Genomic DNA, 26,456 nt, shown 5'->3' with positions numbered 1-26,456 from the left:
CGATCGCTCCTCATTAACCCCCCAAATCAGTCACCCTTTTTTCCCGATTAGATAAACTTTGAGTAATTTGATAGAGCAGAAATAAAGATACAATAATCCCCACCAACTCCGCCGCCATAGCATTAACAGCAGCCTGTAGTGTAATCATATCCATAGGCACAATAATCGGACCGCTGCGACTTAAAATAGCCGCCCCCTCACTCGGATTATAAATCGTGGCGGCTCCCGGTGGCACAGACAGCATTCTAAATAATAGAGCCCCCACCTTCCACATTGCCACAACCATAGCACAAATCATACCCGCTATATTAGTAGCTAACCCAATCCAAAGAGAGCGAGTTACACTAGCCTTACTCGGACGACGGTCCGGGTCAGTCAGTTGATCACCAATTCGGGTATAGTGAAAACACCAATAAATGGTAAACCCTAGAGCCAACAAACAACCATAAGCCAAAACTAAACCCACAAATGATTGTCAAGCCGTCTATTTCTGGCGGGACTGAGAAATAACGCAAACAACAACAGAAAAATGGGTACAACCCCAAAAAAACCCTGCAAACATAAGCCGATTAACCCTCCCTTTCTAAAAGCCAAGGCAATTTGATTAATATGGGACGGAGATGATTGGAAATTAACTTGCTCAGACATTGCCCATAAATTCCTAGTGAATCACAGTATTCTAGCGGTTCGATTAAATGGAGGCAATATGAATTTTTCCGATAAACTAATTAGCAGCATTGACCGCAACCAAAGTTTGCTTTATGTGAACCTCGACCCGGACCCGGAAGTATATCCGCCTAACTTTGAGAATGAGCAGGGTCTAGGGCTAGTTGATGATGGTAAACTCGTGGAGGAGTGGTATCGATGGTTAAAGGCGATCGTACACCAAACCGCCTACTTAGTTTGTGCCTATAAACTAACTTTAAATGCCTATTTAGGACTTGGCTTGTCCGGGTGGCATCTTTTACAGCAGATTTTAGACCAGATCCCCTCTACAATGCCAGTCATTCTCGATGCTAAACACGCCGACCTCAATAGTGCCAGCCTGTTTGCGCGCATGATTTTTAAAGAATGGGGGGTTGATGCTTGTACCGTATCCCCCTACACCGGACAGGATTTGGTCACACCCTTTCTGGTCTATCCTAATAAAGCAGTATTTGTCCTGTGTGCGACTGCTAACCCGTCGGCTAACCTACTCCAAGAATATCCTAACCCGGGACATCCTCTGTACTTGGAATTGGTGCGAGCTACCCAAACCTGGGGAACTCCAGAACAGGTCGGGTTAGAAGTCGGGGTCATGGCGGATATGTTAGCACGAATTCGTCGCCAAGCTCCAGAGCGTTTGATTTTGGTTCAGGGAAATAGTGCTGAGGAAAACGATCTAACCGAACAAGATGATCTGATCCAAATTCTGGCGGCGGGTTTGGGTGCTGACGGTGCGGGTCTGTTGCTACCCCTACCACCACGTTTATTACAACGGGGAACTGTTACAGAGGCAGTGCGGTCTTTGCGAGATGCTATCAATGACGAACGCCTGCGGGTTATGCAAGGTAGTCCTAGCTGTGACCTGTGGCTTCCTGATGTCTGTTTCTTGGAAAATGAACCCCACCGCGACCTGATTCTGCAACTTTATGATATTGGTTGCATTATGTTTGGCGACCATGTGCAATCATCAGGAGAGGTTCTACCCTATTATATTGACTTGCGCCGGATTATTTCCATCCCCCAGATTTTTCATCAAATTGTCGGAGCCTATGGGGAAATTCTCCAAAATCTTAATTTCGATCGCATTGCGGGTATTCCCTATGGGTCTCTACCTACAGCCACGGGTCTATCTCTCCGCTTAGGACGGCCTATGGTCTTTCCCCGAAAGGAAGTTAAAAGCTATGGGGCAAAAAGAGCCATAGAAGGACATTTTCAGCCAGGGGAAGTCGTTGTCGTTGTCGATGATATCCTCATTACCGGCAATAGTGTCATGAAAGGAGCCGCCACATTACAAGCCGCAGGACTCAGGGTTGAGGATATTGTCGTATTTATCGATCATGGTCGCAACGTCATGGAAAGGTTGACAGAAAATGGCTATCGTGGCCATGCGGTATTAAGTCTCGATGAAATTTCCCAAACCTTATATCAGGCTAACCGCATTTCCTCTCAACAATTTGAACTATTACAACAGCACGTTTAGTTGACTATTATAGTCATTTATTCCCCCAGTTTGGCTATATTGACATTACTTATCAATAAACTTAATGCTATCTATTATGATATAATCATCGGCTCTGTCTTGGTGGCAATGTATTAACACCTATTAACCAGCCTCTGACCTGCGGCTCACTCTTCCTTTATTAATAAAAATTCTTGTTTAACTCCCCACAGGGTGATATAGTTTGTCTGGAATTAGATGCAACTAATTCTTAATAACTGTCGCTGACAAAAACTAGATGAGGGTAACAAATGTTCAAACGTAGACATTTTTTGGCGGGGATGCTCACCCTAGCCTTAGTTCTGGGTTTAGCCCAAGTTAGCCAGTCTCAGAATCAGACTTTAACTATTTACTCTGGGCGAGGAGAAGCTCTGATTGGTCCATTAATCAAACAAGCGGAACAGCAGCTAGGTATTAATATTAGGGTCCGCTATGGTGATACTGCAGAATTAGCGATCGCTATTCTCGAAGAAGGACGCAATAGCCCTGCTGACATATTTTTTGCTCAAGATGCTGGAGCCTTGGGAGCCTTACAAAAAGCCGGTCGAACTCGCGCCATTCCCGCACAAATGATCAGCAAAGTAGATTCTCGTTTCCGTTCCCCTAACAACCACTGGGTAGGGATTACAGGTAGAGCGCGGGTACTAGCCTACAACACCAACCAGGTCAACCGCAACCAACTACCCAACTCCATCTCTGAACTAACCCAACCCAAATGGCGGGGGAGAGTTGGCTGGGCTCCCACCAACGGTTCTTTTCAGTCCTTCGTTACCGCCATGCGCCTAGTAGAAGGTGATGCTAAAACCCTGGAATGGCTCCAAGCCATGAGAAATAATGGGGCTGTGGTTTACCGGAACAATACCGCTATTGTTGAAGCTGTAGGTCGAGGAGAAGTAGATATGGGGTTAACCAATAACTACTACCTATATCGCTTCTTAGCAGATGATCCTAACTTCCCTGTCGCTCACCACTACACCCGTGGCGATACGGGATCATTAATTAATATAGCCGGAGTAGCTATTCTCGACACAGCCAGAAACGCCCAAGATGCACAGCGATTTATCCAGTTTTTACTGACCAATAACGCCCAAAACTTCTTCGCCCGAGAAACCAAAGAATATCCCCTAGTCGAAGGGATACCAGCCCCAGAGCGACAGTTATCTATTGATCAAATCAATCCGCCAAGAATTGACTTAGCCAATCTAGCTGACTTACAGGGGACCCTGGTACTGCTACAACGGGCAGGCGTGTTATAGAATTAGACTTTAGGGTGCGAACATATTGCTGCTTGACGCACCCTAGCTATTGATGATGAGAGGGCGATTAACTGGTAATTTCGCGATATTTTCGGAAATATGTTGGTAAGTATGATCATTATTGCACTTGCGCTCAGCTATAGCGACCAATATTTCGAGCCCGATTCTGAATCATAACAACTTGAACTGGTAAGCTGGCATAATCTTGATAGGGTTCTCACCTGTTCCCGATGGATAGGGGTAAACCACTGTAAATCAATCACCATAACTTCTAATGTCAATGTAACCGGGTCAAGACAAATTCCCGCCGCCCGTGTTTCGTCGATTTGAGCAGTCCAATATTCAATACCATCGATTTGGTCGGCCCTACCCTGACGAACTAATTCTAACAAAAGCTGTTCTTTGGGATTCCCCCAATTAGCATCGACCATGGACAAAGCGCGATCGATGCGACTTTCGAGAGTTTCAGGTTCCCAATTCTTGGTTTGGGCTAGATGGTAAATCTGTCTAAGTTCTATATTCCCGAATTTGGTGGACAGAGGAAGTTCTGCGAGTGAGCCATCCGGGTTGATATAAGTTTTGGTAGATGTAGTCATCACAATCATATTTCTCTCCAGGACAAGTAAGCGGCCAACCTTTTAGTATCTTCATCATCCCAAAGGTTTCCGAAAATCTCAGTGATTTCTCGGAGTGATTCTCGTGATGTTCATAGGGTTTCTAGGTGAGACTACGCAAATCAACTGATGACGCAATCAACTCAGTTGTAGTGATGGTGATCACTTTTCGGACCAGTGGAGGGGATTTTAGCGACTGATAGACAACCGTAGGTAATTAATCCCGGCTTTCACTGCTTCATAGCCAAACAGTAGAATTAAACCGGAAAGGACTGCTCCCATCAAACAAACTACTAATCCCCCCAAGGTAATGGCCCCATCATCATCTAACAGCCCAAATCCGGTAATAAAAATCCCGATCGCTGGTAGTGTATTAGTTAAGGGAATGGGGAGCATCATGGAGACTGCCATAATGGCGATCGCACAACCAATCACAACCCGTCCCACGGGATGAGTACAAATAAAACTTAAGCGGGGACGACAAACCACCTCAATTTTCTGTAACCAAGGAATCCCCACTTTTAAAATTCCCTGTACCTTTTCCAAAGACATAGGACGGTTGAGCCATGAATTTGGAAACCAAGGCGTTTGTGAACCCGCCACCAATTGAATAGCTAACAAAAATAATAAAATCCCAAAGGGAATCGAATAGCCAGGAGCCGGAATCGGGAGGGCGGAAGGCAGCGCCAGCACCACAAACAAAAACCCAAAAATCCGCTCTCCTGCCAGAGTAATAATATCACCCAGCGTTACCTGAGATGAACGCGACTCTTCCCAAAAATAGCGCTGAAGTTCAACAGAAAGTTTTGCCACAAGCCACAGCAAAGATAAAAAAACTAAGTAGAATCAATCAACCAGAATATAGTTAGGCAACCGTTTCCGGTTGCCATCACAAATACCTAAATTAAATCCCCAGAAAAACTTGACAGATTAATCAGTTCCCATAGTCCAGGAATTGCTATATTCAATCTGTTCTGGGGTCAAGGTATCAATAGCAATACCCATCGCCTTCAACTTCAGGCGAGCAATTTCCTGATCGACATCTTGGGGGATAGAGTGCAGACCGGGTTCAAGTTTGCCTTTATTTTTCACCAGGTATTCACAAGCCATCGCCTGGTTAGCAAAACTCATATCCATAACGGCACTAGGATGACCTTCAGCAGCAGCCAAATTGATCAAACGTCCTTCACCCAAAACGACAACAGATTTACCAGTTTTGAGCTTATATTGTTGGGTAAAGTTACGAACTTCCTTGATTTCTGTAGAACGTTCCGCCAGGGCTTTCAGGTCAATTTCAATATCGAAGTGACCAGAGTTACAAACCATAGCCCCATCTTTCATCACATCGAAATGTTCCCCACGAATAACGTGCTTATTACCAGTTACAGTAATAAACAAATCTCCCACGGCAGCGGCTTGTTCCATAGGCATGACCCGGAAACCGTCCATGACGGCTTCAATAGCCCGGACTGGATCAACTTCGGTAACAATCACATTAGCACCCAATCCACGAGCGCGCAAGGCGGAGCCTTTACCACACCAACCGTAACCGACAACGACGACATTTTTACCAGCGAGCAGAACATTAGTAGCGCGGATAATACCATCAAGGGTAGATTGACCAGTTCCGTAGCGGTTATCAAAAAAGTGCTTAGTATCCGCGTCGTTAACGTTCATAGCGGGGAAAGTCAGTTTCCCATCATTAAACATGGCGCGCAGACGCACAATTCCGGTAGTGGTTTCTTCGGTGGTGCCGATAATTTCAGGTATTTGATGCTGACGGTTTTTAACGAGGGTAGCAGTGACATCACTACCGTCATCAATAATAATATTGGGGCGGTGATCTAGGGCAATCTCGACGTGGCGCAGATAGGTGGCTGTATCTTCCCCTTTCATAGCGAAAACGGGGATGCCATAATCAACCACCAAACTAGCGGCTACATCGTCTTGGGTAGACAGGGGGTTACTAGCAATAAGTATAGCATCCGCGCCCCCAGCTTTGAGAGCGATCGCCAAATGTGCTGTTTCTGTGGTGACGTGACAGCAAGCGACTAAACGAATACCTTCAAAGGGCTTTTCTTGGGCAAAACGTTCTTCAATTTGGCGCAAAACTGGCATTTCACGCCCCGCCCATTCAATCCGTTGTTTGCCTTTTGAGGCGAGTGTTGGGTCTTTAATTTCATATTTGGCTTGGACGGTTGTTGAACTCATGCAGTTATTTCCTTTATAAATCGCGTTTTCACTGCCAAATGTTTGGCAAATTATTAGGGGCACCCAACTTATGGACGATTGGCCTTTCCGATTCTAGCACCATTAACCGCAACATATTATATATCATCGAGGTAATTCGGGCTGATATCGGTAAGCATATCGATAATAGCGGTAATATCTCAGAGCGGCTCTGAGTAGATGAGACTGGGAAGCCACCCCGGCTAGTTCCAGATGGCTAGTATCTCCGGCTAGTTCCAGGTTCCAACCATGATCATCAGCTACTAACTTGACTAGAGAGCAAAGAGAGGTTTTGAGTTTCGGCTTTCGCGTAATTAATGCTTGGGTGAGTCCTTTCACTGAGGCTGCATGACCTACCAAAAGGAGATTTTCGGGGTATTGTGTGGTTAAGCGTTGGATAGTGCTGGTCATGCGTTGTTGAGCCATAGACCAGGTTTCGGGATACTGCAAACTTTGGGGGGATTGATAGTTAAGATTAATGCGGGGAAAATCTGCTTTGAGTTCTGATGGCGATCGCGTTTTCGGCAAATAGGGGAAGGTGTAACCACTTAAAAACTCTCCCAGTCCCGGTTCTAGTTGCACTGGTAAATCGAGAACTTCGGCGACGGCGTGGGCGGTAGCAACGGTTCGCAGAAATGGGGATGCGAAAATGTAGTTAATCTTTTCTTCCCCTAGACGTTGGGCTAGGGCGATCGCTTGCTTCTCGCCTTTGGCTGACAAGGGCGGGTCAAAGGGATTGCTACTGCTACGATACCAATTGGAATCGGCATGGTCTTGGCGATCGCCGTGTCGGGCGATCCACAGGGTTTGATTCATCTTAAGGGCAGGTTGTCACGCTTTTCGGGCTATTTCAATCATAACCCGATAGTCATCCCATCACCGACCCTTCCGGCTTTCCTATTACCTAGGTATCGATGAGCGATTATCACTTGTTATCCCTACTGGGAATATCGGTGTCGAGGGTGGGGCGCAACTGAATTAGGCGATCGCCTTGATGACTACGCGGCATCACCACCAACGGCGGGCGGCGGGTTTGATCGGGTTCAGGTAGTGCCGGGAATATATAATAGTCTCCATCTACATCAATCAGCAGCCGCCAGACGCGATTCTGGCTGGGGTTATTAATCGCTTCACTTAGGAGTTGCTGATAGCTGCTTGCGTCACCAATAATGCGGATACCTTGGGGATTGCGGATATCATCGGGGTTCACCCCCAAGGGAAAACTATCCTCTCGCACCACCACCGTCACCACCGGGAGAGACGAAGTTTCATTCACGGCATCCCGCCACGCATCGGCTTCTCCCTGCCATTGTGCCAGCCAGAAACAGCCAGCCAGCAGCCAACAGATAATCAATGTTTCATCCAGGAGCGATCGTAGGAAGCGCAGAGATTGATACTCCAACAGGTGGAACTCCAGAAACGACTTCACCAGTTGCAGCAGTCCCCGATACAACCGAAACAGCCCGCGTTTCCAGAGGCGTTGAGGCGGTTGACCACGGGTTAAACGAGTATTCAGACAATCCAGTGTCCGCTGATAGATTTTCTGCATTCCAGCTTGGAACCCTTGGGAGGGTTGCCCTTCCAGTAACCACAGACTGCAATAAACCCCCACCACAATCAAGGCGATGGTTATAATAGTATGGAGAATTGCGCGGAAACTGCCGAAAAACACTTGAAAGGCAGCAATATAAAACGACTCTAGGGGCAAAGGCAGCGTCGTCACTTCCAGTTGGAAAAATCCGAAATAGATCCAGCGATAAGTCCAACCCGTGAAGTATAGCACCGCCCCCAACATCACCAGTAAACTGGCAATTCTTCCCAGGGCAAAAGTTTCCGGGGGCAAACGCGGTGACTCACTCATTTCAACCTTCTCCCAAAGATGACGACAAACCCCATCGGGAGTACATCTTACCGTTTGGCAAGTCGGTCCTCATCCGCCCTCACCCCAGCCCTCTCCCAGAGGGAGAGGGAGCAAGAGGGGGAGCCAGATTCAAGGTTTCCGGGGGCAAACGCGGTGACTCACTCATTTCAACCTTCTCCCAAAGATGACGACAAACCCCATCGGGAGTACATCTTACCGTTTGGCAACTCGGTCCTCATCCGCCCTCACCCCAGCCCTCTCCCAGAGGGAGAGGGAGCAAGAGGGGGAGCCAGATTCAAGGTTTCCGGGGGCAAACGCGGTGACTCACTCATTTCAACCTTCTCCCAAAGATGACGACAAACCCCATCGGGAGTACATCTTACCGTTTGGCAACTCGGTCCTCATCCGCCCTCACCCCAGCCCTCTCCCAGAGGGAGAGGGAGCAAGAGGGGGAGCCAGATTCAAGGTTTCCGGGGGCAAACGCGGTGACTCACTCATTTCAACCTTCTCCCAAAGATGACGACAAACCCCATCGGGAGTACATCTTACCGTTTGGCAACTCGGTCCTCATCCGCCCTCACCCCAGCCCTCTCCCAGAGGGAGAGGGAGCAAGAGGGGGAGCCAGATTCAAGGTTTCCGGGGGCAAACGCGGTGACTCACTCATTTCAACCTTCTCCCAAAGATGACGACAAACCCCATCGGGAGTACATCTTACCGTTTGGCAACTCGGTCCTCATCCGCCCTCACCCCAGCCCTCTCCCAGAGGGAGAGGGAGCAAGAGGGGGAGCCAGATTCAAGGTTTCCGGGGGCAAACGCGGTGACTCACTCATTTCAACCTTCTCCCAAAGATGACGACAAACCCCATCGGGAGTACATCTTACCGTTTGGCAACTCGGTCCTCATCCGCCCTCACCCCAGCCCTCTCCCAGAGGGAGAGGGAGCAAGAGGGGGAGCCAGATTCAAGGTTTCCGGGGGCAAACGCGGTGACTCACTCATTTCAACCTTCTCCCAAAGATGACGACAAACCCCATCGGGAGTACATCTTACCGTTTGGCAAGTCGGTCCTCATCCGCCCTCACCCCAGCCCTCTCCCAGAGGGAGAGGGAGCAAGAGGGGGAGCCAGATTCAAGGTTTCCGGGGGCAAACGCGGTGACTCACTCATTTCAACCTTCTCCCAAAGATGACGACAAACCCCATCGGGAGTACATCTTACCGTTTGGCAACTCGGTCCTCATCCGCCCTCACCCCAGCCCTCTCCCAGAGGGAGAGGGAGCAAGAGGGGGAGCCAGATTCAAGGTTTCCGGGGGCAAACGCGGTGACTCACTCATTTCAACCTTCTCCCAAAGATGACGACAAACCCCATCGGGAGTACATCTTACCGTTTGGCAAGTCGGTCCTCATCCGCCCTCACCCCAGCCCTCTCCCAGAGGGAGAGGGAGCAAGAGGAAGAAGGAGAACCGGATTCAAAGTCCCTCTCCCAACCCTTCGACTTAGCTCAGGGGGAGAGGGATTTAGGGTGAGGGCTACAAAAGTGGGATGCACTCCCCATCGGTTTCTGAACCAATATAAATATAATCTGTCATGAAACATCCAACTTGCCATATCTTGTCACTGGTTTTGATGGTTTCCTCCCTGGGAATAGCGGGCTGTGGCATGAGCTTTCCGTCCCAAACGGCTGAAGTTACCCCTACTGGGCAACTCAATCCATTACCCTCACCGCCAATTATTCAAGTCATGCTCCCAGTGAGTGTCAAAATTGAGTTAAAAGCGGGGGGGAGTGGCAACCATGAATTACTGGGATTTAACCCAGAAACCCGCCAACTGCAACTGGCGGGAGTTTCCCAAGGATTGCCCCTGACGGAAATTGCCAAAATAGAGCGCGATCGCCAGCAAAATCAGGGGGTAGTTCTTGGAAGGGGGCCTAAAATTCGCGGCGAGGATATGGGCAAGCCAGAAACTTGGCGGGTTCCCTTCTCTGCCATGCAGTCTGGGCAGGAAAACCAGATCACAATTCGGGGTCCAGAGGCTTGGGAGGATGATGATTTACAGGGGAAACTCGAACTCCAGGGCGATTATGATTTTATGTTAGATCAGATTATCCCCTTGTCAGAGGATGAAATGGAAATGGTGGTGAATCTGGTGCGTCGTCACCGGGAGGATTAAGTCATAGAGAACCCCCATTTCTCTATTTAATGTGATGGGGTTTCTTGGTTCGTTCACATCAATAAAGATATTCGTATCCCCTGACCTGACCAACATCGCTCTTGATGAATTATCCCGAGGACGGATGAATAGAAATCACTTTAATACTTTGAGTTCGATGGATAGATTTGAGAGGTTTTTCATTTGTTATAAATTCTGTGGCTCCAACGGAGACTGCCGCAGCAATATGTAAAGCATTCATTGCTCCGAGTCCAAACTGGCTAGATTCTTGATAAGCATTTTCAATTATCCTGTTGATATCATTGGCTCAATAAGTGACCGCCTGAAAAAAGGTTTCATAAAACTTGATTTCGCTACTTTGCTGGTTATAAATGGCTTTAGGCAAAACCTCTAATTTTACAAAAATATTAGAGGCAAATTCTCGCCGATCATCTTCTAAAACTTGTAAAGCAAGTTCAGCGATTTCATTTTGACCCCGAGCCGCATAAATTAGCACTCCTGCATCGATAAAAGTTCGGATCATGATGGGTTTAGATATCCTCCACGACGTTCGGCTTTCTCCTGTTCGATTTCTTCCGGAGTTAATAATGGGGGTCCCGACTCTATAATTTCTTGGCGGATTTTTCTGAGTTGTTGTCCTAAGCGGGAACTAGATTGAGTCGGTTTTGGGGTTGGATGAATGACCTCAATAAAAGCAAGAACTTGTTGCTGTTGCTCAGGGTCTAAAGTTTTCCATTTCTCTAATAGTTGTTCGGTGGTCATTTTGCTAAATTCCTTAATCAAGTGGAGTTGATATAATCGGCTATCCAGTCCGGTCCTCGCTCCTATCCCAACGGCTCTAGTTTGCGACTCGCTGCCAGATACTCACAAGCAACTTGCCAGAGGAGAACAGCAATGGCTTTCTCGCCCGGATTTGAGATTTTAGGCGGAATGAGTCGGGAGGAATTGACCCATAATTCCACTTCCGCGCCTTCGGGCAAATGGCAATCTGTTTTCAGGATAAAGGTCCCGTTGTGATAGACCACTTTTAAGGGGTGGGGCATGACCAGAGGACTCCTTTGGGGTGAAACCTAGGGCAGTGAAAAACGCCTAGAGAAACAGAGGCAAGTTGTGTCTATGATAGCAAACGCTATCATTCTCAGCGAACCCAAGGTTGAGTTGCTCCGCAATCCGTTGTTCTATTTCTGGGGTGAGGGATAGGTTCATGGCATCAGCAAGAGCGTGATTACCTTGATTATAGTAGTAGAGAAACGGCAGGGGCGATGAGACTCAAATCATGGCTCTGTCAGGACTTACGCATTTGGGAAGGACCAACCATCAATCTGTAGAGGCGAATTTGACCAATCAATCAATGTCACTGTATTTAATTATAGCGATTCTCAGACTCATGAGGTAAAGCCCTCACCCCAAACCCCTCTCCCATACGGGAGAGGGGCTTTAAAAAGTACCTCACCAATCCACCGAACCGCTATAAAGCCCTCCCCAACCCAATATTTATAAAGGGTTTTAACGCATTTTAAAACTTTTCTTGAATATGTTCCGTTAGATAAGCAATAAGCGTATCTTTGTTGATTTTGTGTTCAGCAACTTGAATCATTAGGTCATAAGCCTTATCTTGAGAGAGTTGTAGCTGATAATGATTAACCTCCAGAAAGGCGATCGCCGTAGCCAGATCGGTTCGTTTATTGCCATCTAGAAAAGGGTGATTCATACAGATATGGAATAAGTAGGCAGCGGCTTGGGCGGGAATGTTTGGATGTAGATATTGCCCACCAAAGGTTGCTTGAGGTTGGGCTAGGGCAGATTCAAGCAGTTCTTGATCGCGGATGCCATGGAACCCACTAAACTGATCGATCTGAGCCTGATGGATTTTCAGGACGCTAGTCAGGGGTACGAATTTAGGCATCTGCAAGGCGACGATAAACCTCCTCCCATTGCGGCAATGTATCTAAATAGGCTTGGAAGAAGGGGTCTTCCTCAACTTTTTCTTGGGATTTTATTGGGCGAATATTTTCTAAAATAACCTCCAGGGTTGACTCAGGTAAGGAGTCTAGTTCTTTGATAATTTGTTCTTTGAGGGTCATATTTTTTTATCGTTAATTCAGTAATAACATTGCCGAATGGTGAAACCTAGGGGGTGAAAAACGCCTAGGGAAACAGAGGCAAGTTGTGTCTATGATAGCAACCGCTATCATTCTCAGCGAACCCAAGGAAGCCGCCAACAGGGGCCGCTTCACAGACAGAATTGGTTCCCATTATTGACCCGGGTTCGGTTGCTGTAAACGGTTGAAGATGCGATCGCAGACCACTTCTCCCTCTATAACTTGTCCCTGTTCAATTGGAGTGGCACTCATCGCCATTTCCTGACGCAGTTCAGTCAGCTATTGCTGGCGTTGGTCCAGGAGTTCTAGGGCGGCTAAGATGACCTCATGGGTGGATTGGTCATGTCCTGGGTTGAGTTGATCCGCAATCCGTTGTTCTATTTCTGGGGTGAGTGATAGGTTCATGACACCAGCAAGAGTGTGATTCCCGTGATTATAGTCGTGGAGAAACAGCAGGGGCGATGAGACTCAAATCATGGCTCTGTCAGGACTTACGCATTTGGGAAGGGCCAACCATCAATCTGTAGAGGCGATTCGCGAATCGCCCCTATATTTAGGGTTCATGTCCTGTCTGTGGCGGTTGGGGCGACTCAATTTCTGCGCCTTCGGGCAATAATAAAGGAGAGGCAGTTACAGGGAGAGTTGAGCCATGACTGGACGTTTAATTCCTAATCTAATTATCAAAAATCTCATCAAAAATTTCTCGCTTGACTCGAAAATTGATTTCTGTGATTTTTTGATACAAAACATCAAAATCTGAAATATTAATCTGACCTTCTAAGTGTAATTTGCGAACCACTGCCAAAGTTCCTTTAACATTTAAGCCCAATCTTTTAGCATCCTTTCTAGCCGCAAAATCATCAAGAATTATATAATCTGCTTGTAACTCTATTGCCAAAGAAATGGCCTCTGATTCCCCTCGGCCTAGCCTATCATTTAAACGATTCGCCAAAGATAGTAATTTAAGTTCTTGGACTAATAATTGCTGATTTAAAATCAGTCGATTAACGTATTTTGATGCTGAATCTGGTTTGGCATTGATTTCTAATTGCACCCCTAGGGGGATATAAAACTGATGGGCGTCATTGATAAAATTTTCTAGGAAGTCTAATCTAGCCAGGAAAATTAACGGAGAACAATTGAAAACAATTTTCATCGTTTTTACCAAGTTTTTTCCATTTTAATATCTTCAGGGGTAAGATAAGAGAAATTGATACTCATCATTTCCAAAATCTTTAAAAGCATTTCGGGTTCTATCTCCATAATTTCTGCTCCTTTCTGAAGGCTAATTAATCGAGAAACTAAAGCACCGACGACAAAAACAAATTTTTCCTTTTGTTCGATATCATTAAACAGTTGCACTTCGGCAGCAATTTCTTGAAATTGGGTTGTGTTTTTCATGATTTTTTCTGGTTTTGTTTTCAGTGATTATGAATCCGAATACCCATTGATAGTCCGAGCAATATCGATGCTATCGGGTCGAGGAAAAATGATGTAAACGGTTGAGGATGCGATCGCAGACCACTTCTCCATCTATAACTTGTCCCTGTTCAATTGGAGTGGCACTCATCGCCATTTCCTGACGCAGTTCACTCAGCTATTGCTGGCGTTGGTCCAGGAGTTCTAGGGCGGCTAAGATGACCTCATGGGTGGATTGGTCATGTCCTGGGTTGAGTTGAGCCGCAATCCGTTGTTCTATTTCTGGGGTGAGGGATAGGTTCATGGCACCAGCAAGAGTGTGATTACCTTGATTATAGTCGTGGAGAAACGGCAGGGGCGATGAGACTCAAATCATGGCTCTGTCAGGACTTATGCATTGGGGAAGGGCCAACCATCAATCTGTAGAGGCGATTCGCGAATCGCCCCTACATTTAGGGGTTATGTCCTGTCTGTGGCGGTTGGGGCGACTCAATTTCTGCGCCTTCGGGCAATAATAGAGGAGAGGAAGTCACAGGGAGAGTTGAGCCATGACTGGACGCTGGGTAAGTTCGCTGTTGACGGTTTCGCTGCTGTTGGGCATGGGGTCTCTGTCGCCTTGGGTGGAGGCACAGACGGTTTTGGTGCAGGGGAGACTGTCGCAAAGGGAGGTTGAGGAACTGTTACAGGAAGCCCTTAAACAGACACGACAGGGGCAACCTGTGCAGGCGATTGAGACGTTTGAGCGTGTTTTAGAAGCGGCTCGACAATGGCAACATCGGCAGTTGGAAGCTGTAGCCCTTTTAGGGATTGGTCGAAATTATAACCGGATCGGACAAAGACAAAAGGCTTTAGAGTTCTATGAACAAGCACTGATTCCTTTTCGAGAGACGAATAACAGATCAGGGGAAGCCACCATCCTCACTAACATTGGCTTGGTGTACAATGCCTTGGGCAACCGGACTAAATCTTTGGACTATTTCAATCAGGCTTTGCCAATTTTCCGAGAAGTGGGCGATCGATCAGGAGAAGCCACCACTCTCAGCAACATAGCGTCTGTCTACCGAGACACCAATCAACCGGACAAAGCCATCACCCACTGGGAAGACTCCCTCAACATCCTCCTCTCCCTGCGTAGTGAACTGCAAAAAGAATTCCGGGAGACTTTCCTCCAAACCAATCGCGGCCCCGCCGTCGCCCTGGTTGACATCCTCATCGACCAAAACCAGCCCCAACGCGCCTTTGAATGGGCGAACCGCTTCACCACCTACGAACTCGCCGATTATAACCGTCTCATCGGTGTGAGAGTCGCCAACCCCGAAGCCCAAGCCGCCCTCGATGACCGAAAAATTGGGTACAAGCCCCGTCCTTTAGCGTAGCGGAGGACGGCTTTTTGGGTTTAACTTTATCATTCTGTCAATTTGGTGTTAGTATTTGATGCAAGAGCAAGCGCTGTCAAAATGTTCGTACTCGAATACAAAGTCAAGCCCAAGCCACGTCAAATTGAAGCCATCAACGAAGCTATTCGGACCACTCAATTTGTTCGAAATAAAGTTTTGCGTTATTGGATGGACAATCGGGGTGTAGGCAAGGTTGAGTTATTTAGATACAACACGAGATTAAGAAAAGAGTTTAATTTTGTTAACGATTTAAACTCCCATGCTTGCCAAGCTGCTGTTGAGAGAACCTTAAGAGCAATTACTCGTTTTTACGAAAATTGTCAAAATAACGTCAAAGGTAAAAAGGGTTATCCTCAATTCAAAAAACACTCTCGTTCAGTTGAGTATAAAGTCTCTGGATGGAAACTATCAGACGATAAACGTCATATTACCTTTACAGATAAAAAGGGTATAGGTCAACTTAAGTTGATAGGTTCTAGGGACATTAATTACTACCAACCTGAGCAAATTAAGCGGGTCAGGATTATTAACCGTGCCGATGGATATTATGTTCAATTCTGCATTAAATTAGACCCTAGAGATACCATAAAACCTTTAAATCCCTCTAAACAAGCAACAGGTATTGATGTCGGTTTAAAATTCTTTTTAGTTGATGCACAAGGAAATCAAGTTGATTGTCCCCAGCTTTATCGTCAATCAGAAAAACAATTAAATCGTCTCAATAAAAGAAAGTCTAAAAAATACCGCAAAGGTCAAAAACAATCCCGGAATTATCACAAAGCTAGACAAGGATATGCCAAAAAGCATTTAAGAGTAAGCAGACAGCGAGAAGAGTTTGTCAAGAGCGTGGCACTCCGTTTAATCCAATCTAACGATTTGGTAGTTTGTGAAGACTTAAATATTCGAGGTATGGTTAAAAATCATCGTTTAGCTAAGTCGATAACTGATGCAGGATGGGCTACTTTTAGACGATGGTTAGAGTATTTTGGGGAGAAGTACGGCAAGTTAGTGATTGCTGTTCCACCTCATAATACTTCTCAAAATTGCTCTAATTGTGGGCAAAAAGTCGAGAAGTCGTTATCTACTCGTACTCATGTATGTCCTAACTGTGGATATATAGATTGTCGTGATAGAAACGCAGCCATCAACATCTTGCAAAAAGGATTAAGTATGGTGGGGCGCACCAAATCTCAAGCTTCAGGAGACTTGTCCTCTAGTTGTGTTGGAGAAATCCTGCTCAATTACGGTGAGTCTGTGAATGAAGAATCCCCCCGCCTTTAGGCAGGGGAGCGTCAAAGCCTCAGCGTCCAGAAAGTCCCCATCGATGCCGATGAATTTAACAACTGGGTGACAGACTATCGCCAGATGCTCCAAAGCCGCAATTCTGGCTATCGTCGGGTTTCCGCCTCCCTCTACGACCACCTGATCCGCCCGGTTGCCCAAGACATTGAGGCACTCAACCCCCAACAACTCGCCATCATCGCCACCGGGTCCCTGCGACAATTCCCCTTTGAAACCCTCCGGGACTCACAAACCGACCGTTTCCTCCTGCAACAGTACCCCATCCATTACCTCACTCGTCTCTCCAGTCGTTCCCTCCTCGCCAATCCTTCCCCCTCCCGGTTTCTCACCTTTCCCCTGTGGACGATTCCCCTCCTCCTGGGAGTCCTGGGCATTGGCGCGACGGTCAAACACCATTGGAAACTGGGGGGAACCTTGCTCACCGTCGCCCTAGTCACCGCCACCCTTTCCCCCCGCTTCTCTGGGGACTACCGAGTGCTAGGCTTTGCCAATCCCCAACCCCTAGACCCCTTTAACCTCCCGGGAACCGAAGCCGAAGTCGATGCCCTCCTCCGCCTCGCCCCAGAGAGTGAGATTTACCGCCACCAACAGGCCACCTTGGAGGTGTTCAAACGTCAATCCCCCCGTCATCGCTATCTGCATCTAGCCACCCACGGCTGTTTTCAGCAATTGGGTTGTTGTTTGGGAGAGACTTGTGCCGATGACGAGCAACGAGAAATCCACATGAACCCCAACACCCTGTTATTTGCCGATGGAGAATATCCCCTAGCGGATGCGGCGTTACTGGGGTTACAGGATACGCAATTGGTGGCCTTAACCGCCTGTCAGACGGCGTTACAGACCAATATCGATGGAGATGCGATTATGGGGATGGCTTATATTTGGGAACGTGCCGGGGCCCGGGCATTGATGGCGACGTTGTGGAATGTGGATGACCAGGCGACAGAGGCAGTGACAACGGAATTTTATCGTCTGGTGATGCAGGAGGGGTTAACCAAGGTGGAGGCGTTGCGTCAGGCGAAGTTAAGTCAGTCTCACCGTCATCCCTTTTTCTGGTCGCCGTTGGTGTTAATTGGCGACCCCCGTTAGGGAGTCACCACCAGAACCAGAACTATAGAGTTGACTGTAGACCGTTGGGGTTCCCCAACTCTAAACTAGAAAAGAGTTACCTTGTAAGTTGTGGGTTCTATTTCTGACGAAACCCCATTTCTGGAAACCCTTAAAGATGGGCGCACTTTTCGCGCCTAATAGCTAGAATCTAGGAAGGAGGGCAACCCGACGTCAATTATTTGCTCTCATCGGACCACATTAGTTTTTGGCAAGGAGGGTCTCGACGAGAGTTTTCCCGTTTAATGAATCGGATAAGTCAGCATTCTCTATTGTCAGAGATTCTCCAATGCCTTGCCTCGGCTCCCATTTTACCCTTTGATGTGCAGGCGATCGCAGTTTTCCAGGAGCTACGAAGCGCAAAAAATTCGAGTCTCTACAATGGATCTGAGAATGGCGGCGATCGCGGGATAGGGCGATCGGGTTTTGTTAACCCGAAACCTCCAAGATTTCAGGAAAGTCCCAGGCTTAACAATTCAAGATTGGACAGTTGATTAACGCGCCCATCAGGTCATCTCCCACTTATTCACGCATCCTGACCCGAAACCGGGTTTCTGGAACAACGGGTAATGGTTATTTAATCGGATTAGATATGACTTCGGAAATACCGTAGGTCAGGACTCCGGGAATTTCTAATCAGCTAAAATTCAGCGGTGCGACATTTACAAGATTTTTTCACCCTCCAGGAGGTAACCGATGACAGAAATTACGACCCATGAACTGCCTCAAATTCTCCAGAATCTCTTTTTAGAAGTCGAACGCACTAAAACCCCCATTACGGTCATCCATGAAGGCAAACCCTTAGTGATTATCTATCCCGCCACTCCCTCAGATGAACGCCCCGCTTTTGGGGTAATGAAGGGAAGCGGTGAAATTTTAGGAGATATAATTACTCCAGATCCTCAACCCTGGGATGTGCTGCAATGAAACTGCTGCTAGATACCCACATTTGGCTGTGGTATTTACTGGGAAACCAACGCTTATCAAGCCAACTTCAAACTACAATTGTCGCTCCTAATACTGAACTTTGGCTGAGTCCAATTAGCATTTGGGAAACATTGATTTTAGCAGAAAAAAAACGGATATCTTTACATCCTGACCCGATTACATGGGTTAACTTAGCTTTGAAAACACTGAAAACTCGTGAAGCTGAGATGAATTATGCCATTGCTATTTTAAGTCGCCAGATTTCCCTACCCCATCAAGACCCAGCCGACAGATTTATTGTAGCCACCGCTATGTACTATGGGTTAACACTGGCTACAGTTGATGCTAATATTATCAGCAATTCAGCGATCGAAACCGTTAGTTAAGCAATAGTCTAGCTTGATATTGCGTCAGGCGAAATTAAGTCAGTCTCACCGTCATCCGTTTTTCTGGTCGCCCTTGGTGTTGATTGGCGACCCCCGGTAGTCCAGACGCTGGGTTAGGACTCGGGGAATTTCTAGTAAACTAAAATTAACGACACCGTGAATCGAACCGAATCACAAGGAAACCATCAAGTATGAGCGAACTACTTTCCAGAATTACCGTTAATCCTAGACAATGTGGCGGTCGCCCCTGTATCCGAGGAATGAGAATCCGAGTATCCGATGTCCTGGACTTGTTTGCCTCCGGTTTAAGTCAGGGAGAAATCCTTGAAGAAATGCCTGATCTCGAAGCTGGTGATCTCAAGGCTTGTCTAATCTATGCGGCTCGTAAACTAAACCACCCCCGTTTGAATCTGTTAAGCATTTAAAGATGAGCATGAATCCACTCTCTACGTTAGTCGCCAGCGATTCCTGGGTTCTTGCTACCTGGAATGAGTACCTGAGTGCTTTGGATGACCCCGCCCACGCTAAATCCAAAGGCTATTACAGCAATGGGCGAATGCGATTAGAAATGCAACTCTCCGTAGGTTTTGACCACAGCAACAATCATGCAATTATCGCCCTTGCTATTAATCTCTATGGCATTTTGAAAAGCATTCCGTTCACAATTGTGGGCAACTGTTCTTTCCGTAAAACTGGCTATGTCGAATTTCAGCCGGATTTAGCTTGTTACGTTGGCACCAACGCAACCGCCATCCCGAGGGGCACTGACATTGTAAATCTGGAAGAGTATCCGGTGCCGGATTTGGTGGTGGAGGTGGCAAAATCATCCCTGTTAGACGATCGCACCGTTAAGCGAGTGCTGTATGAAGATGTCGGGATTGCTGAATATTGGATTGTGAACGTCGAAACAGGGGAGGTTTTGGCGTATCAGATGAGCGATCGCGGTAGTCAACGAATTGATGTCTCTTTGATGTTTCCAGGACTAGAGATAGCGACCCTAGACCAAGCGCTACAACGGAGTCGCAACCAAGACCAGTCCCAAGTTGGAGCCTGGTTAATGGCGCAGTTTCAGTCCCCTGAACAGGGATAATGGAGACTGGAATAGTCCTGCATCCCAATGAGCCAGAGCCTCTAGTCAGCGTTACCAGCGATCGCCTTAAAATGCCTGCGGTCAATTATTTTTGAATTGTATTGACCAACTCCTCGGCACCCTTTATTAAGGGTGAGCCTTTTTTAGTAAATTCATTTAGATAATCTCGTATTTCTTTCATTAGTTTGTCTTCATTTTTGATGGTTTCTGCTTTTTGGGCGATCGTGTCTTCCTGTTCATCAATTGTTTGTTTCTGCTGGGAAATTGTTTGTTTCTGCTGGGAAATTGTTTGTTCATTTTGTTCAATTTGCTCTCTTTGCTTATTGGGAATATTAGTGTAGTATAAATAATGACCAACTATCCCAATTAATAAACCGATTATAAAAGGTACAATAATCGGTATCCATTTTTTCAGGGGAGAATCTTCTGGAGTTCTTTGATCACTTCTTGGAGAGGCTGAAAAAGATTTCGGTAAACCCGAAGAAGGCGTAGAAGCAGTTCCAGATTTCGATTTTTCTGACTTTGAAGATATATTAGTATCACGATTAGAAGAAGAAGATTGACGGCGAAAGTTGTCACTTTTATCATCCTCCCCGGGCAAGTCAATCCAGTCATCCCCAGAAATTTGATCCGACAAACCTCGCCAAACTCGCTCCCCTTCAAGGCTGGATTTCGAGACCGTTGAGCAAACTACAACTAACATCCCATCATGTTTGGGCAAAGCATATTTTTTCAGGTCGCCAATTAGCTCATCTTTTAGGGCGGATAAGTTGCCGATTTTCTCGGAATCAGCCGGGTTATTTTCCACGGACGCAAGGCCAAGATTCTCCGGTTTTAAGCGATCGAAGTTGACCGTAAAACCGCGATCGTTATTTTCCGAAATAACCGCTGGATCGACTTTCGCTGCTAACTCCCCATTTAATGCTTGAATCGCAAGCGATCGCAATGTTCCTTCATCAGAATCGTTGCCAAACCAGCCCGCCCACACAACCGAATTACAAATTTTCCGAGTTTGGTTATCTATGCGATTTTGCGATTTCAACGCCGTAACCAACAAAGATAACTGACCATTGGCACGATAAATCACCAGGGAAAAATAATCCCCATCCACCATTGTCAGCATTCGCTTCAAATTATCCGGTAGATCGGAAATTTTCCTTTGATTTTGATCTAACCAGCAGTAGTCTTTAGAAATCCCACGGCTTTGTACATAAGTATCCATGTTTAATCCTCTTATAGTTTCAACCACTCTATTCCTTGAATAATATCCGCTTCATCGGTTCTCGGTTCTGCAAAGCGACTCACCGCATTTTGCAGCCCAACATTTCGACCAAAAGAATCCTGAATTCTGGTGAATATAGAAGCCCGCCTCGTATCCAGATGTAATTTCAGCAAAAAGCGCAATAGATACCGTAAAGGAACTTCCGTATTTTTCGGCTGATAGGGGTCGCTGGGCTGCGGTTTGCGATAGTAAAAAATTGGCTGATCATCAATTTCTTCAACTCGTGAAAACACTACACTGCCAACGGTTTGCACTGGCGTAATCACCACCGCCACTTTTGGCAATAACTTCTCACTGGCAAACTGATTCAGCATTTGTTTATAGCCTTCTCTCACCTCTTTAAATAGCTCTGGGGGGTTGTTCATGTATTTTTCACATTTAACCGGTGCAAGGATTACCAGACGGGGCGAATCTAAATCCTTGTAGATAGTTTTGAAGAGATCATTTAATTGTGTTGGCTGATTAAACTTCTCATGGTATTTTCCTTCCCTTTCCATTAAAGGGGGGGTATTAATAGGAATCAACACGGCTACGGAGTCTCGAATCAAGGCTTTGACTTGTTTTTTGTGTTCATCTCCTTCTAACCATCCTCCTGGATAATCTTGGAAATTAATTTCTAAAGCTGGAGCAGTTCCGGTTTGTCCAAACTCAAACTTAAAGGAGCGGGGTTCACCTTTCGTTCCGCTAACCCCATCTTTCACTTTGATACTCCTGCTGGATTCCACCATACTTTTAAGCTCTTTGAGTCTTGTCTTTAACTCAGATTTACTTTGTTCTTCAGCCCGCAGTTGTAAATCCTGACTGACGTTATCAAACTGGTCATACATGGCTGCTAGTAAGCTAGTTTTACCTACACCACCCGGCCCCAACATGGTGACGTTTAGCACTGGTAGTTCCTGGCGAAATAGGTTTTTCCAAAAAGATGTCATTGACTATCCTCACAAAGTTACTCTGGTTATTTGATGGTTCTACAAATTATTTAATGATGCTTCTAAATCATTGATCTGACCAGAAACCGATTCTAAAAGTCTTGACCATTCTTGAATAGCATCAATTTGCTTTTGTAGGTTCTCAAACTCTCTCCAAATCTTATCCCGCTTTCTCATCAAAAATGAATACCAATCATTTTCTACGTCTTTAGCCCGAAAAACGCGATCAGCAAATTCTTCAACGATCGCAAATGATGCTTGACTCGGTTCGGATAAAAATCCAGTCAAGGCCTTTTCACATTCATAAATGGTTTCCTGATACAGTTCTTTTAACTGTTCTAAAATAATTTCTAAAATCATTTGATCGTTTGCCCCTTTTATGTTCAAGCTTGCGGTTTTATCCGGGGTTAACCGATCTAATTTCGACCGAATCCGATGCTGAATTAATCCGCGATAAGACAGATTAAATCCTGAGAGAATATCAAACCCTTTTTTCAGTTCCGTATATTCTAAGGGAATTTGGCTCGCCACTTCCTTGATGAAATCTGAACCACGACCTGGTGCTATTCCACCTAAATCACATTTTTCTACTAGAACATTAGCCACCTCAGTTTTAGTCCGTTCAATTGTTTCAGCCAATCCTTTGTCAATATCTAGAAAGCGACTAGATAAACTGGCTCTTAATTCATTTAAGTATTGTTTATACGCTATATCGTAAGATTTTTCTTCATCTCTTCGCTCTTGAATTTCTGTAAGAGTAGGCATTATATTTTCACTCTTACACTCTTTAATCACTCGCTCAATTGCAGCTTGAAGATTTTTATCGATTTCCGGGCGATTTTCTTCGAGTTGTCTCAGCAATGCCTCAATTTCACGCTTCATTTGCTTATACAAAGACTTAAACAAAGCATAATACCGATCATCTTTTTTCTCGTTATCAATATTCGGTAACGCGGCTTGGGCTAATTGCAATTGCTGCTTTAATTCCTTGAGACTGGCTTGCAAATCGGCGATTTTTTGTTGGGTATAATTCCGGTCTAGTTGCGTCACGTTTGATCGCAGATTATCCAGAACTGCCTGAAGCACTTTGTTATTCCCTTCTTCCTGGGAATAACAGTCAGCAATCACACAATCTAACACGGGCATTTTCACCGTTTCTGAATCAATATCCCGTTTCAGAGAACGGCAACTTTCCAGATTTTCCCCATTGTGATCGGCATTCAGAACAAATATAGACCGAGACGGCAAATCGTTTAACGCTTTATTCGCCAAATCATATAATTGTGTATCGCTTTGCTCGAAGTTTGCCCGGTCTTTGGACGGTTTGCGAATAAATAGAATAAAATCTACTTCTTGGGCTAGGGCTTCAATGACTAAACTCTCATCTGCTAAGCGAAAATCCCCTAAACCGGGAACATCTACTAAAGCGATCGCGCCGATTTCATCCAAGGGAAACGGACAAGAGATTTTAACGTGCTTCACCGCCAAACATTCATGGTTAATCAGTTGACCATCCTGATTATATTTTGACGCCACATAATCAGAAATCTGCGACTCGTCTTGAATGGTTAAAGAACCCCTCCCCAAGTATTCTTTATATTTTTTCCCATTGCTGTGATAATCCTCTTTGAGGCGTTTATAAATATTACTGTCTGTTTCATCCTCGCCCCTGGGTAAACTGGGAATGGCGCTATCGGCAAACTCCTTAAAAGAACGCGGAACCGGGGTGAGTCTGAGTTTCTCGTAATAGGGAATAATCACCTCGGTTAAAAAAGATTCGAGATCGTGAAATTGAATTTCGGCGGTGGTCAAATTTCCGGGTTGATGACAAATGGTGCTACGGGCTGCCGTGCAAGTCTTCCCCGGCATTGCCGGAATCACATCATTTTTCAGTCCCGTCAAACTCTGTAACAAGGTGCTTTTGCCGTGTCCCGTGCGCCCAATCACCCCAATATTAAGGGTTTTGCGGGAAAATCTGCCCTGGAGTCGGTGCAATGACCCCAGAGAAGCACTGGCAATTTCCTCAAATTTGGCAAAGTCGAGATTTCGGAGTTTTGCCTCGGTTGCGGTATCCCCCGACCAATATTCAAGCTGGCGATCGCGTTCTTGTTCGCAACCCTGAATCAAACCACACAGGGATGATAAACCCGTTTCGATATCTGCCAGCTTTTCGGCGAGGGGCTGACGTTGGGCAATAATACCCTGTATTTCTTCGCTCTTGTTCATGCCCAAGTCTCTATGATATTCAATGGTAAACTTTTTCGGATACTATACCATAAAATATCCCTCAAGTCTGAGCAACCGGATTTCTTAATTAAATTTTAATACCCAATGCCTAAATTCACACCTAAATCTAGCTTAGGGGTGGGCGCGAGATGGTTTGTGGCCAAGGCGATCGCCTCCTAAATATCTGATTTATTGTGATTATTTAACCATTCTAAAAGTTAAATTAATTCGCGGTTCCACAACTTGGGAAGTTTTGGGGATTTGATGTTGCCAAAAGTGCTGAGTCTCCCCTTTCATTAACAGCAGACTACCGCTGGTTAAATCAATATTAAATTTCAGGTTTTTGTGGATTTTATGCTTCCCAGAAAATCGACGGGTTCCCCCTAAGCTGACTGACGCTATCATCGGATTTTTACCTAGTTCTGGTTCGTCATCGCTATGCCACGACATACTATCTTTTCCATCCCTATACAGATTAATTAGAACACTATTAAAAGTCACTTCCGCTATATCTTCAACCTGGGATTTGATTGATTTAAGTGTCGGGTTCCAGGGTTGTGCATGATGTTTGATGCCTGAATATGTATAGGATTTTCCTGCATCTGCATACCAAGCTGTCAGTCTCGGTATGGGTCTGATTTTTCCAAATATTTTAATCTCTTCTTGTCTCCAATTAAGGGATTTATACAACTCCCAAAATAAGCGATCGCTTTCTGTCAACGTCAAAAAATTGCCATACAATATGACCAAACCATCAGTATCAATAATCACTTTTTTACCTAAATCCTTCACTGAACTAGGATGGCTGATATCTGGTTGATTATCCCACAGTCTCATTTGCTGATACATAATTCCACCAAAATCAAAATTAATTACTGAAAAATGCTGCTTTTATCTGATTACCCATATTTTAGCATAAACGCCTATTTCTCAGTGCCAATTATCAGGATTAAACATGAGATTTGGGGTCTAGTGCATCTCGTAATCCATCGCCAATATAGTTAATACTAATTACTGTTAAAAAAATGGCAGCACCGGGAAATATAACCATGTGCGGCGCGGTTTCTATGTAGTTTTGGGCATCATATAACATCCTTCCCCAGGTGGGAATATCTGGGGGAAATCCTAACCCTAGAAAACTTAGGGTTGATTCCGTGATAATTGCTGTTCCTACTGATAGGGTCGCTGCGACAATAATCGGAGTCAGAACATTCGGGAGAATATGAACTAAAATTAAACGGTGCGGTTTAGCCCCGATCGCCTTAGCTGCTATCACAAAATCCATCTCTCTCGTTGACCAAAAACTCGCCCGCACTAATCGGGCTACAGACATCCAATTAAGTCCCCCTACTACTAATACAATTAAAATGAAAATTCCCGCTTCGGAACCGGCGATCGCTCTCATCGGTTCCCGAAATAAGTAAATTACTAATAATAATATCGGCAGTTGCGGTAACGCTAAAAATAAATCCGTTACTCCCATTAATATACTATCTATAATACCTCCATAAAATCCGGCGATCGCACCCATGAAAGTTCCTAAAGCGATCGCCACTAACATCGCCGCCAAACCCACCGCTAAAGAAATGCGTCCACCCCTCAGAATCCTCGCTAATTGGTCTTGTCCTAAATCATTAGTACCAAAGGGATGATTCCAACTAGGAGGTAACACAGAATTACCAAAATCAATCCGATCCGTTGGTGTCGTATAAATCATTGGACCGAATATAATAGACACTATAATCAGTAGTAACACACAACTACCAATTACCGCCATTTTATCCCGCCGAAATCTTACCCATATATCTGACAATACACTGCGGGTTTTCAACACATCATTAGTCATATCACCTTTAATATTTTGCCGATTAATTCATTAACCTTTATTTTATCTGATCAAGTTGATGTTTTCATCAATTTAAAAAAAATTGTTCATCCAGATCAGGGCTGAGGGTTGACAAGT

At 45.6% G+C, this 26,456-nt stretch carries 32 protein-coding genes; 11 read left to right on the top strand and 21 right to left on the bottom strand.

Annotated features, from left to right (window positions below):
* Positions 1-13: 13 nt before the first annotated feature.
* On the bottom strand, positions 14-466 hold the full coding sequence (locus tag N39L_RS02045; RefSeq protein ID WP_014274140.1) for a DUF3611 family protein: 453 nt from the start codon (positions 464-466) through the stop codon (positions 14-16).
* A complete protein-coding gene (locus tag N39L_RS02040; RefSeq protein WP_014274139.1) occupies positions 457-648 on the bottom strand; it encodes a hypothetical protein in 192 nt (63 codons plus the stop codon). Before N39L_RS02040 ends, N39L_RS02045 begins: the two co-directional genes overlap by 10 nt.
* A 58-nt stretch (positions 649-706) precedes the next feature.
* Between N39L_RS02040 and N39L_RS02035 the strand changes: the two genes are divergently transcribed.
* Positions 707-2,185 (top strand): bifunctional orotidine-5'-phosphate decarboxylase/orotate phosphoribosyltransferase, encoded by a 1,479-nt coding sequence (locus N39L_RS02035; protein WP_014274138.1) that lies wholly within the window; start codon positions 707-709, stop codon positions 2,183-2,185.
* Positions 2,186-2,454: 269 nt separating this feature from the next.
* The gene (locus N39L_RS02030; protein ID WP_014274137.1) at positions 2,455-3,459 is read left to right on the top strand and encodes an iron ABC transporter substrate-binding protein; all 1,005 of its coding nucleotides are present in this window, start codon (positions 2,455-2,457) and stop codon (positions 3,457-3,459) included.
* A 137-nt stretch (positions 3,460-3,596) separates the two neighbouring features.
* On the opposite strand, the gene N39L_RS02025 is transcribed toward N39L_RS02030, so the two are convergent.
* The 5 genes from N39L_RS02025 to N39L_RS02005 form a co-directional block, all read right to left on the bottom strand.
* Positions 3,597-4,055, bottom strand: coding sequence for a hypothetical protein (locus tag N39L_RS02025; RefSeq protein ID WP_231852238.1), 459 nt, complete (start codon positions 4,053-4,055; stop codon positions 3,597-3,599).
* 207 nt (positions 4,056-4,262) lie between these two features.
* Complete coding sequence (locus N39L_RS02020) at positions 4,263-4,886, bottom strand: exopolysaccharide biosynthesis protein (RefSeq protein ID WP_043467950.1); 624 nt, start codon at positions 4,884-4,886, stop codon at positions 4,263-4,265.
* 117 nt (positions 4,887-5,003) lie between these two features.
* Complete coding sequence (gene ahcY / locus N39L_RS02015; protein WP_006618198.1) at positions 5,004-6,284, bottom strand: adenosylhomocysteinase; 1,281 nt, start codon at positions 6,282-6,284, stop codon at positions 5,004-5,006.
* Positions 6,285-6,407: 123 nt separating this feature from the next.
* On the bottom strand, positions 6,408-7,118 hold the full coding sequence (locus tag N39L_RS02010; protein ID WP_014274135.1) for a histidine phosphatase family protein: 711 nt from the start codon (positions 7,116-7,118) through the stop codon (positions 6,408-6,410).
* A gap of 109 nt (positions 7,119-7,227) precedes the next feature.
* The gene (locus tag N39L_RS02005) at positions 7,228-8,163 is read right to left on the bottom strand and encodes a hypothetical protein (protein ID WP_014274134.1); all 936 of its coding nucleotides are present in this window, start codon (positions 8,161-8,163) and stop codon (positions 7,228-7,230) included.
* Positions 8,164-9,744: 1,581 nt separating this feature from the next.
* Between N39L_RS02005 and N39L_RS02000 the strand changes: the two genes are divergently transcribed.
* Positions 9,745-10,326, top strand: a complete 582-nt coding sequence (locus N39L_RS02000; protein WP_043467948.1) for a hypothetical protein — start codon at positions 9,745-9,747, stop codon at positions 10,324-10,326.
* Between the two features lie 307 nt (positions 10,327-10,633).
* On the opposite strand, the gene N39L_RS01995 is transcribed toward N39L_RS02000, so the two are convergent.
* The 9 genes from N39L_RS01995 to N39L_RS01955 all read right to left on the bottom strand — a co-directional run bounded on the left by N39L_RS01995 (position 10,634) and on the right by N39L_RS01955 (position 14,151).
* Complete coding sequence (locus N39L_RS01995) at positions 10,634-10,849, bottom strand: hypothetical protein (protein ID WP_014274131.1); 216 nt, start codon at positions 10,847-10,849, stop codon at positions 10,634-10,636.
* A complete protein-coding gene (locus N39L_RS01990) occupies positions 10,846-11,088 on the bottom strand; it encodes a hypothetical protein (RefSeq protein WP_035735238.1) in 243 nt (80 codons plus the stop codon). The genes N39L_RS01995 and N39L_RS01990 overlap by 4 nt, the downstream gene beginning before the upstream one ends.
* A gap of 62 nt (positions 11,089-11,150) precedes the next feature.
* A complete protein-coding gene (locus N39L_RS01985) occupies positions 11,151-11,369 on the bottom strand; it encodes a hypothetical protein (protein WP_043467945.1) in 219 nt (72 codons plus the stop codon).
* A 473-nt stretch (positions 11,370-11,842) separates the two neighbouring features.
* Positions 11,843-12,232 (bottom strand): type II toxin-antitoxin system death-on-curing family toxin, encoded by a 390-nt coding sequence (locus N39L_RS01980; RefSeq protein WP_006615862.1) that lies wholly within the window; start codon positions 12,230-12,232, stop codon positions 11,843-11,845.
* On the bottom strand, positions 12,225-12,410 hold the full coding sequence (locus N39L_RS01975) for a hypothetical protein (protein ID WP_014274127.1): 186 nt from the start codon (positions 12,408-12,410) through the stop codon (positions 12,225-12,227). Before N39L_RS01975 ends, N39L_RS01980 begins: the two co-directional genes overlap by 8 nt.
* A 297-nt stretch (positions 12,411-12,707) precedes the next feature.
* Complete coding sequence (locus N39L_RS01970) at positions 12,708-12,833, bottom strand: hypothetical protein (RefSeq protein ID WP_286133245.1); 126 nt, start codon at positions 12,831-12,833, stop codon at positions 12,708-12,710.
* Between the two features lie 268 nt (positions 12,834-13,101).
* Entirely contained in the window at positions 13,102-13,584 is a 483-nt protein-coding gene (locus N39L_RS01965) for a PIN domain-containing protein (RefSeq protein ID WP_014274126.1), read from the bottom strand.
* A gap of 5 nt (positions 13,585-13,589) precedes the next feature.
* Positions 13,590-13,829, bottom strand: coding sequence for a hypothetical protein (locus tag N39L_RS01960; protein ID WP_014274125.1), 240 nt, complete (start codon positions 13,827-13,829; stop codon positions 13,590-13,592).
* Between the two features lie 196 nt (positions 13,830-14,025).
* Positions 14,026-14,151 (bottom strand): hypothetical protein, encoded by a 126-nt coding sequence (locus N39L_RS01955; RefSeq protein WP_286133244.1) that lies wholly within the window; start codon positions 14,149-14,151, stop codon positions 14,026-14,028.
* A gap of 244 nt (positions 14,152-14,395) precedes the next feature.
* Here N39L_RS01955 and N39L_RS01950 point away from each other — a divergent pair, with 244 nt between their 5' ends.
* The 8 genes from N39L_RS01950 (at position 14,396) to N39L_RS01915 (ending at position 20,056) form a co-directional block, all read left to right on the top strand.
* A complete protein-coding gene (locus tag N39L_RS01950) occupies positions 14,396-15,223 on the top strand; it encodes a tetratricopeptide repeat protein (protein WP_014274124.1) in 828 nt (275 codons plus the stop codon).
* 81 nt (positions 15,224-15,304) lie between these two features.
* On the top strand, positions 15,305-16,525 hold the full coding sequence (locus N39L_RS01945; RefSeq protein ID WP_014274123.1) for an RNA-guided endonuclease InsQ/TnpB family protein: 1,221 nt from the start codon (positions 15,305-15,307) through the stop codon (positions 16,523-16,525).
* A 66-nt stretch (positions 16,526-16,591) separates the two neighbouring features.
* On the top strand, positions 16,592-17,635 hold the full coding sequence (locus N39L_RS01940) for a CHAT domain-containing protein (RefSeq protein ID WP_014274122.1): 1,044 nt from the start codon (positions 16,592-16,594) through the stop codon (positions 17,633-17,635).
* Between the two features lie 263 nt (positions 17,636-17,898).
* The gene (locus N39L_RS01935) at positions 17,899-18,147 is read left to right on the top strand and encodes a hypothetical protein (protein ID WP_014274121.1); all 249 of its coding nucleotides are present in this window, start codon (positions 17,899-17,901) and stop codon (positions 18,145-18,147) included.
* Between the two features lie 202 nt (positions 18,148-18,349).
* Positions 18,350-18,580 carry a type II toxin-antitoxin system Phd/YefM family antitoxin gene (locus N39L_RS01930; protein ID WP_006617784.1) on the top strand — a complete coding sequence of 77 codons (231 nt, stop codon included), beginning with the start codon at positions 18,350-18,352 and terminating at the stop codon, positions 18,578-18,580.
* Positions 18,577-18,966, top strand: a complete 390-nt coding sequence (locus N39L_RS01925) for a type II toxin-antitoxin system VapC family toxin (protein ID WP_014274120.1) — start codon at positions 18,577-18,579, stop codon at positions 18,964-18,966. The genes N39L_RS01930 and N39L_RS01925 overlap by 4 nt, the downstream gene beginning before the upstream one ends.
* A gap of 191 nt (positions 18,967-19,157) precedes the next feature.
* Positions 19,158-19,391: a DUF433 domain-containing protein gene (locus N39L_RS01920; protein WP_006617783.1), complete on the top strand. Its 234-nt coding sequence runs from the start codon at positions 19,158-19,160 to the stop codon at positions 19,389-19,391.
* 8 nt (positions 19,392-19,399) lie between these two features.
* On the top strand, positions 19,400-20,056 hold the full coding sequence (locus tag N39L_RS01915; RefSeq protein ID WP_014274119.1) for a Uma2 family endonuclease: 657 nt from the start codon (positions 19,400-19,402) through the stop codon (positions 20,054-20,056).
* An 85-nt stretch (positions 20,057-20,141) separates the two neighbouring features.
* On the opposite strand, the gene N39L_RS01910 is transcribed toward N39L_RS01915, so the two are convergent.
* From N39L_RS01910 to N39L_RS01890, 5 genes are all read right to left on the bottom strand, one after another.
* On the bottom strand, positions 20,142-21,278 hold the full coding sequence (locus tag N39L_RS01910; protein ID WP_014274118.1) for a hypothetical protein: 1,137 nt from the start codon (positions 21,276-21,278) through the stop codon (positions 20,142-20,144).
* A gap of 11 nt (positions 21,279-21,289) precedes the next feature.
* Positions 21,290-22,267, bottom strand: a complete 978-nt coding sequence (locus N39L_RS01905; RefSeq protein ID WP_014274117.1) for a hypothetical protein — start codon at positions 22,265-22,267, stop codon at positions 21,290-21,292.
* Between the two features lie 39 nt (positions 22,268-22,306).
* Positions 22,307-24,493: a dynamin family protein gene (locus N39L_RS01900; RefSeq protein ID WP_014274116.1), complete on the bottom strand. Its 2,187-nt coding sequence runs from the start codon at positions 24,491-24,493 to the stop codon at positions 22,307-22,309.
* A gap of 198 nt (positions 24,494-24,691) precedes the next feature.
* Entirely contained in the window at positions 24,692-25,342 is a 651-nt protein-coding gene (locus tag N39L_RS01895; RefSeq protein ID WP_014274115.1) for an alpha-ketoglutarate-dependent dioxygenase AlkB family protein, read from the bottom strand.
* A gap of 100 nt (positions 25,343-25,442) precedes the next feature.
* On the bottom strand, positions 25,443-26,339 hold the full coding sequence (locus N39L_RS01890) for an ABC transporter permease (protein WP_014274114.1): 897 nt from the start codon (positions 26,337-26,339) through the stop codon (positions 25,443-25,445).
* Between the last annotated feature and the right edge of the window lie 117 nt (positions 26,340-26,456).

The organism is Limnospira platensis NIES-39, assembly GCF_026000695.1.
GTDB classification, from domain to species: domain Bacteria; phylum Cyanobacteriota; class Cyanobacteriia; order Cyanobacteriales; family Microcoleaceae; genus Limnospira; species Limnospira platensis.
The sequence above is the reverse complement of the archived record's forward strand: the minus strand, read 5'-3'. Positions and strand labels throughout refer to the sequence as shown.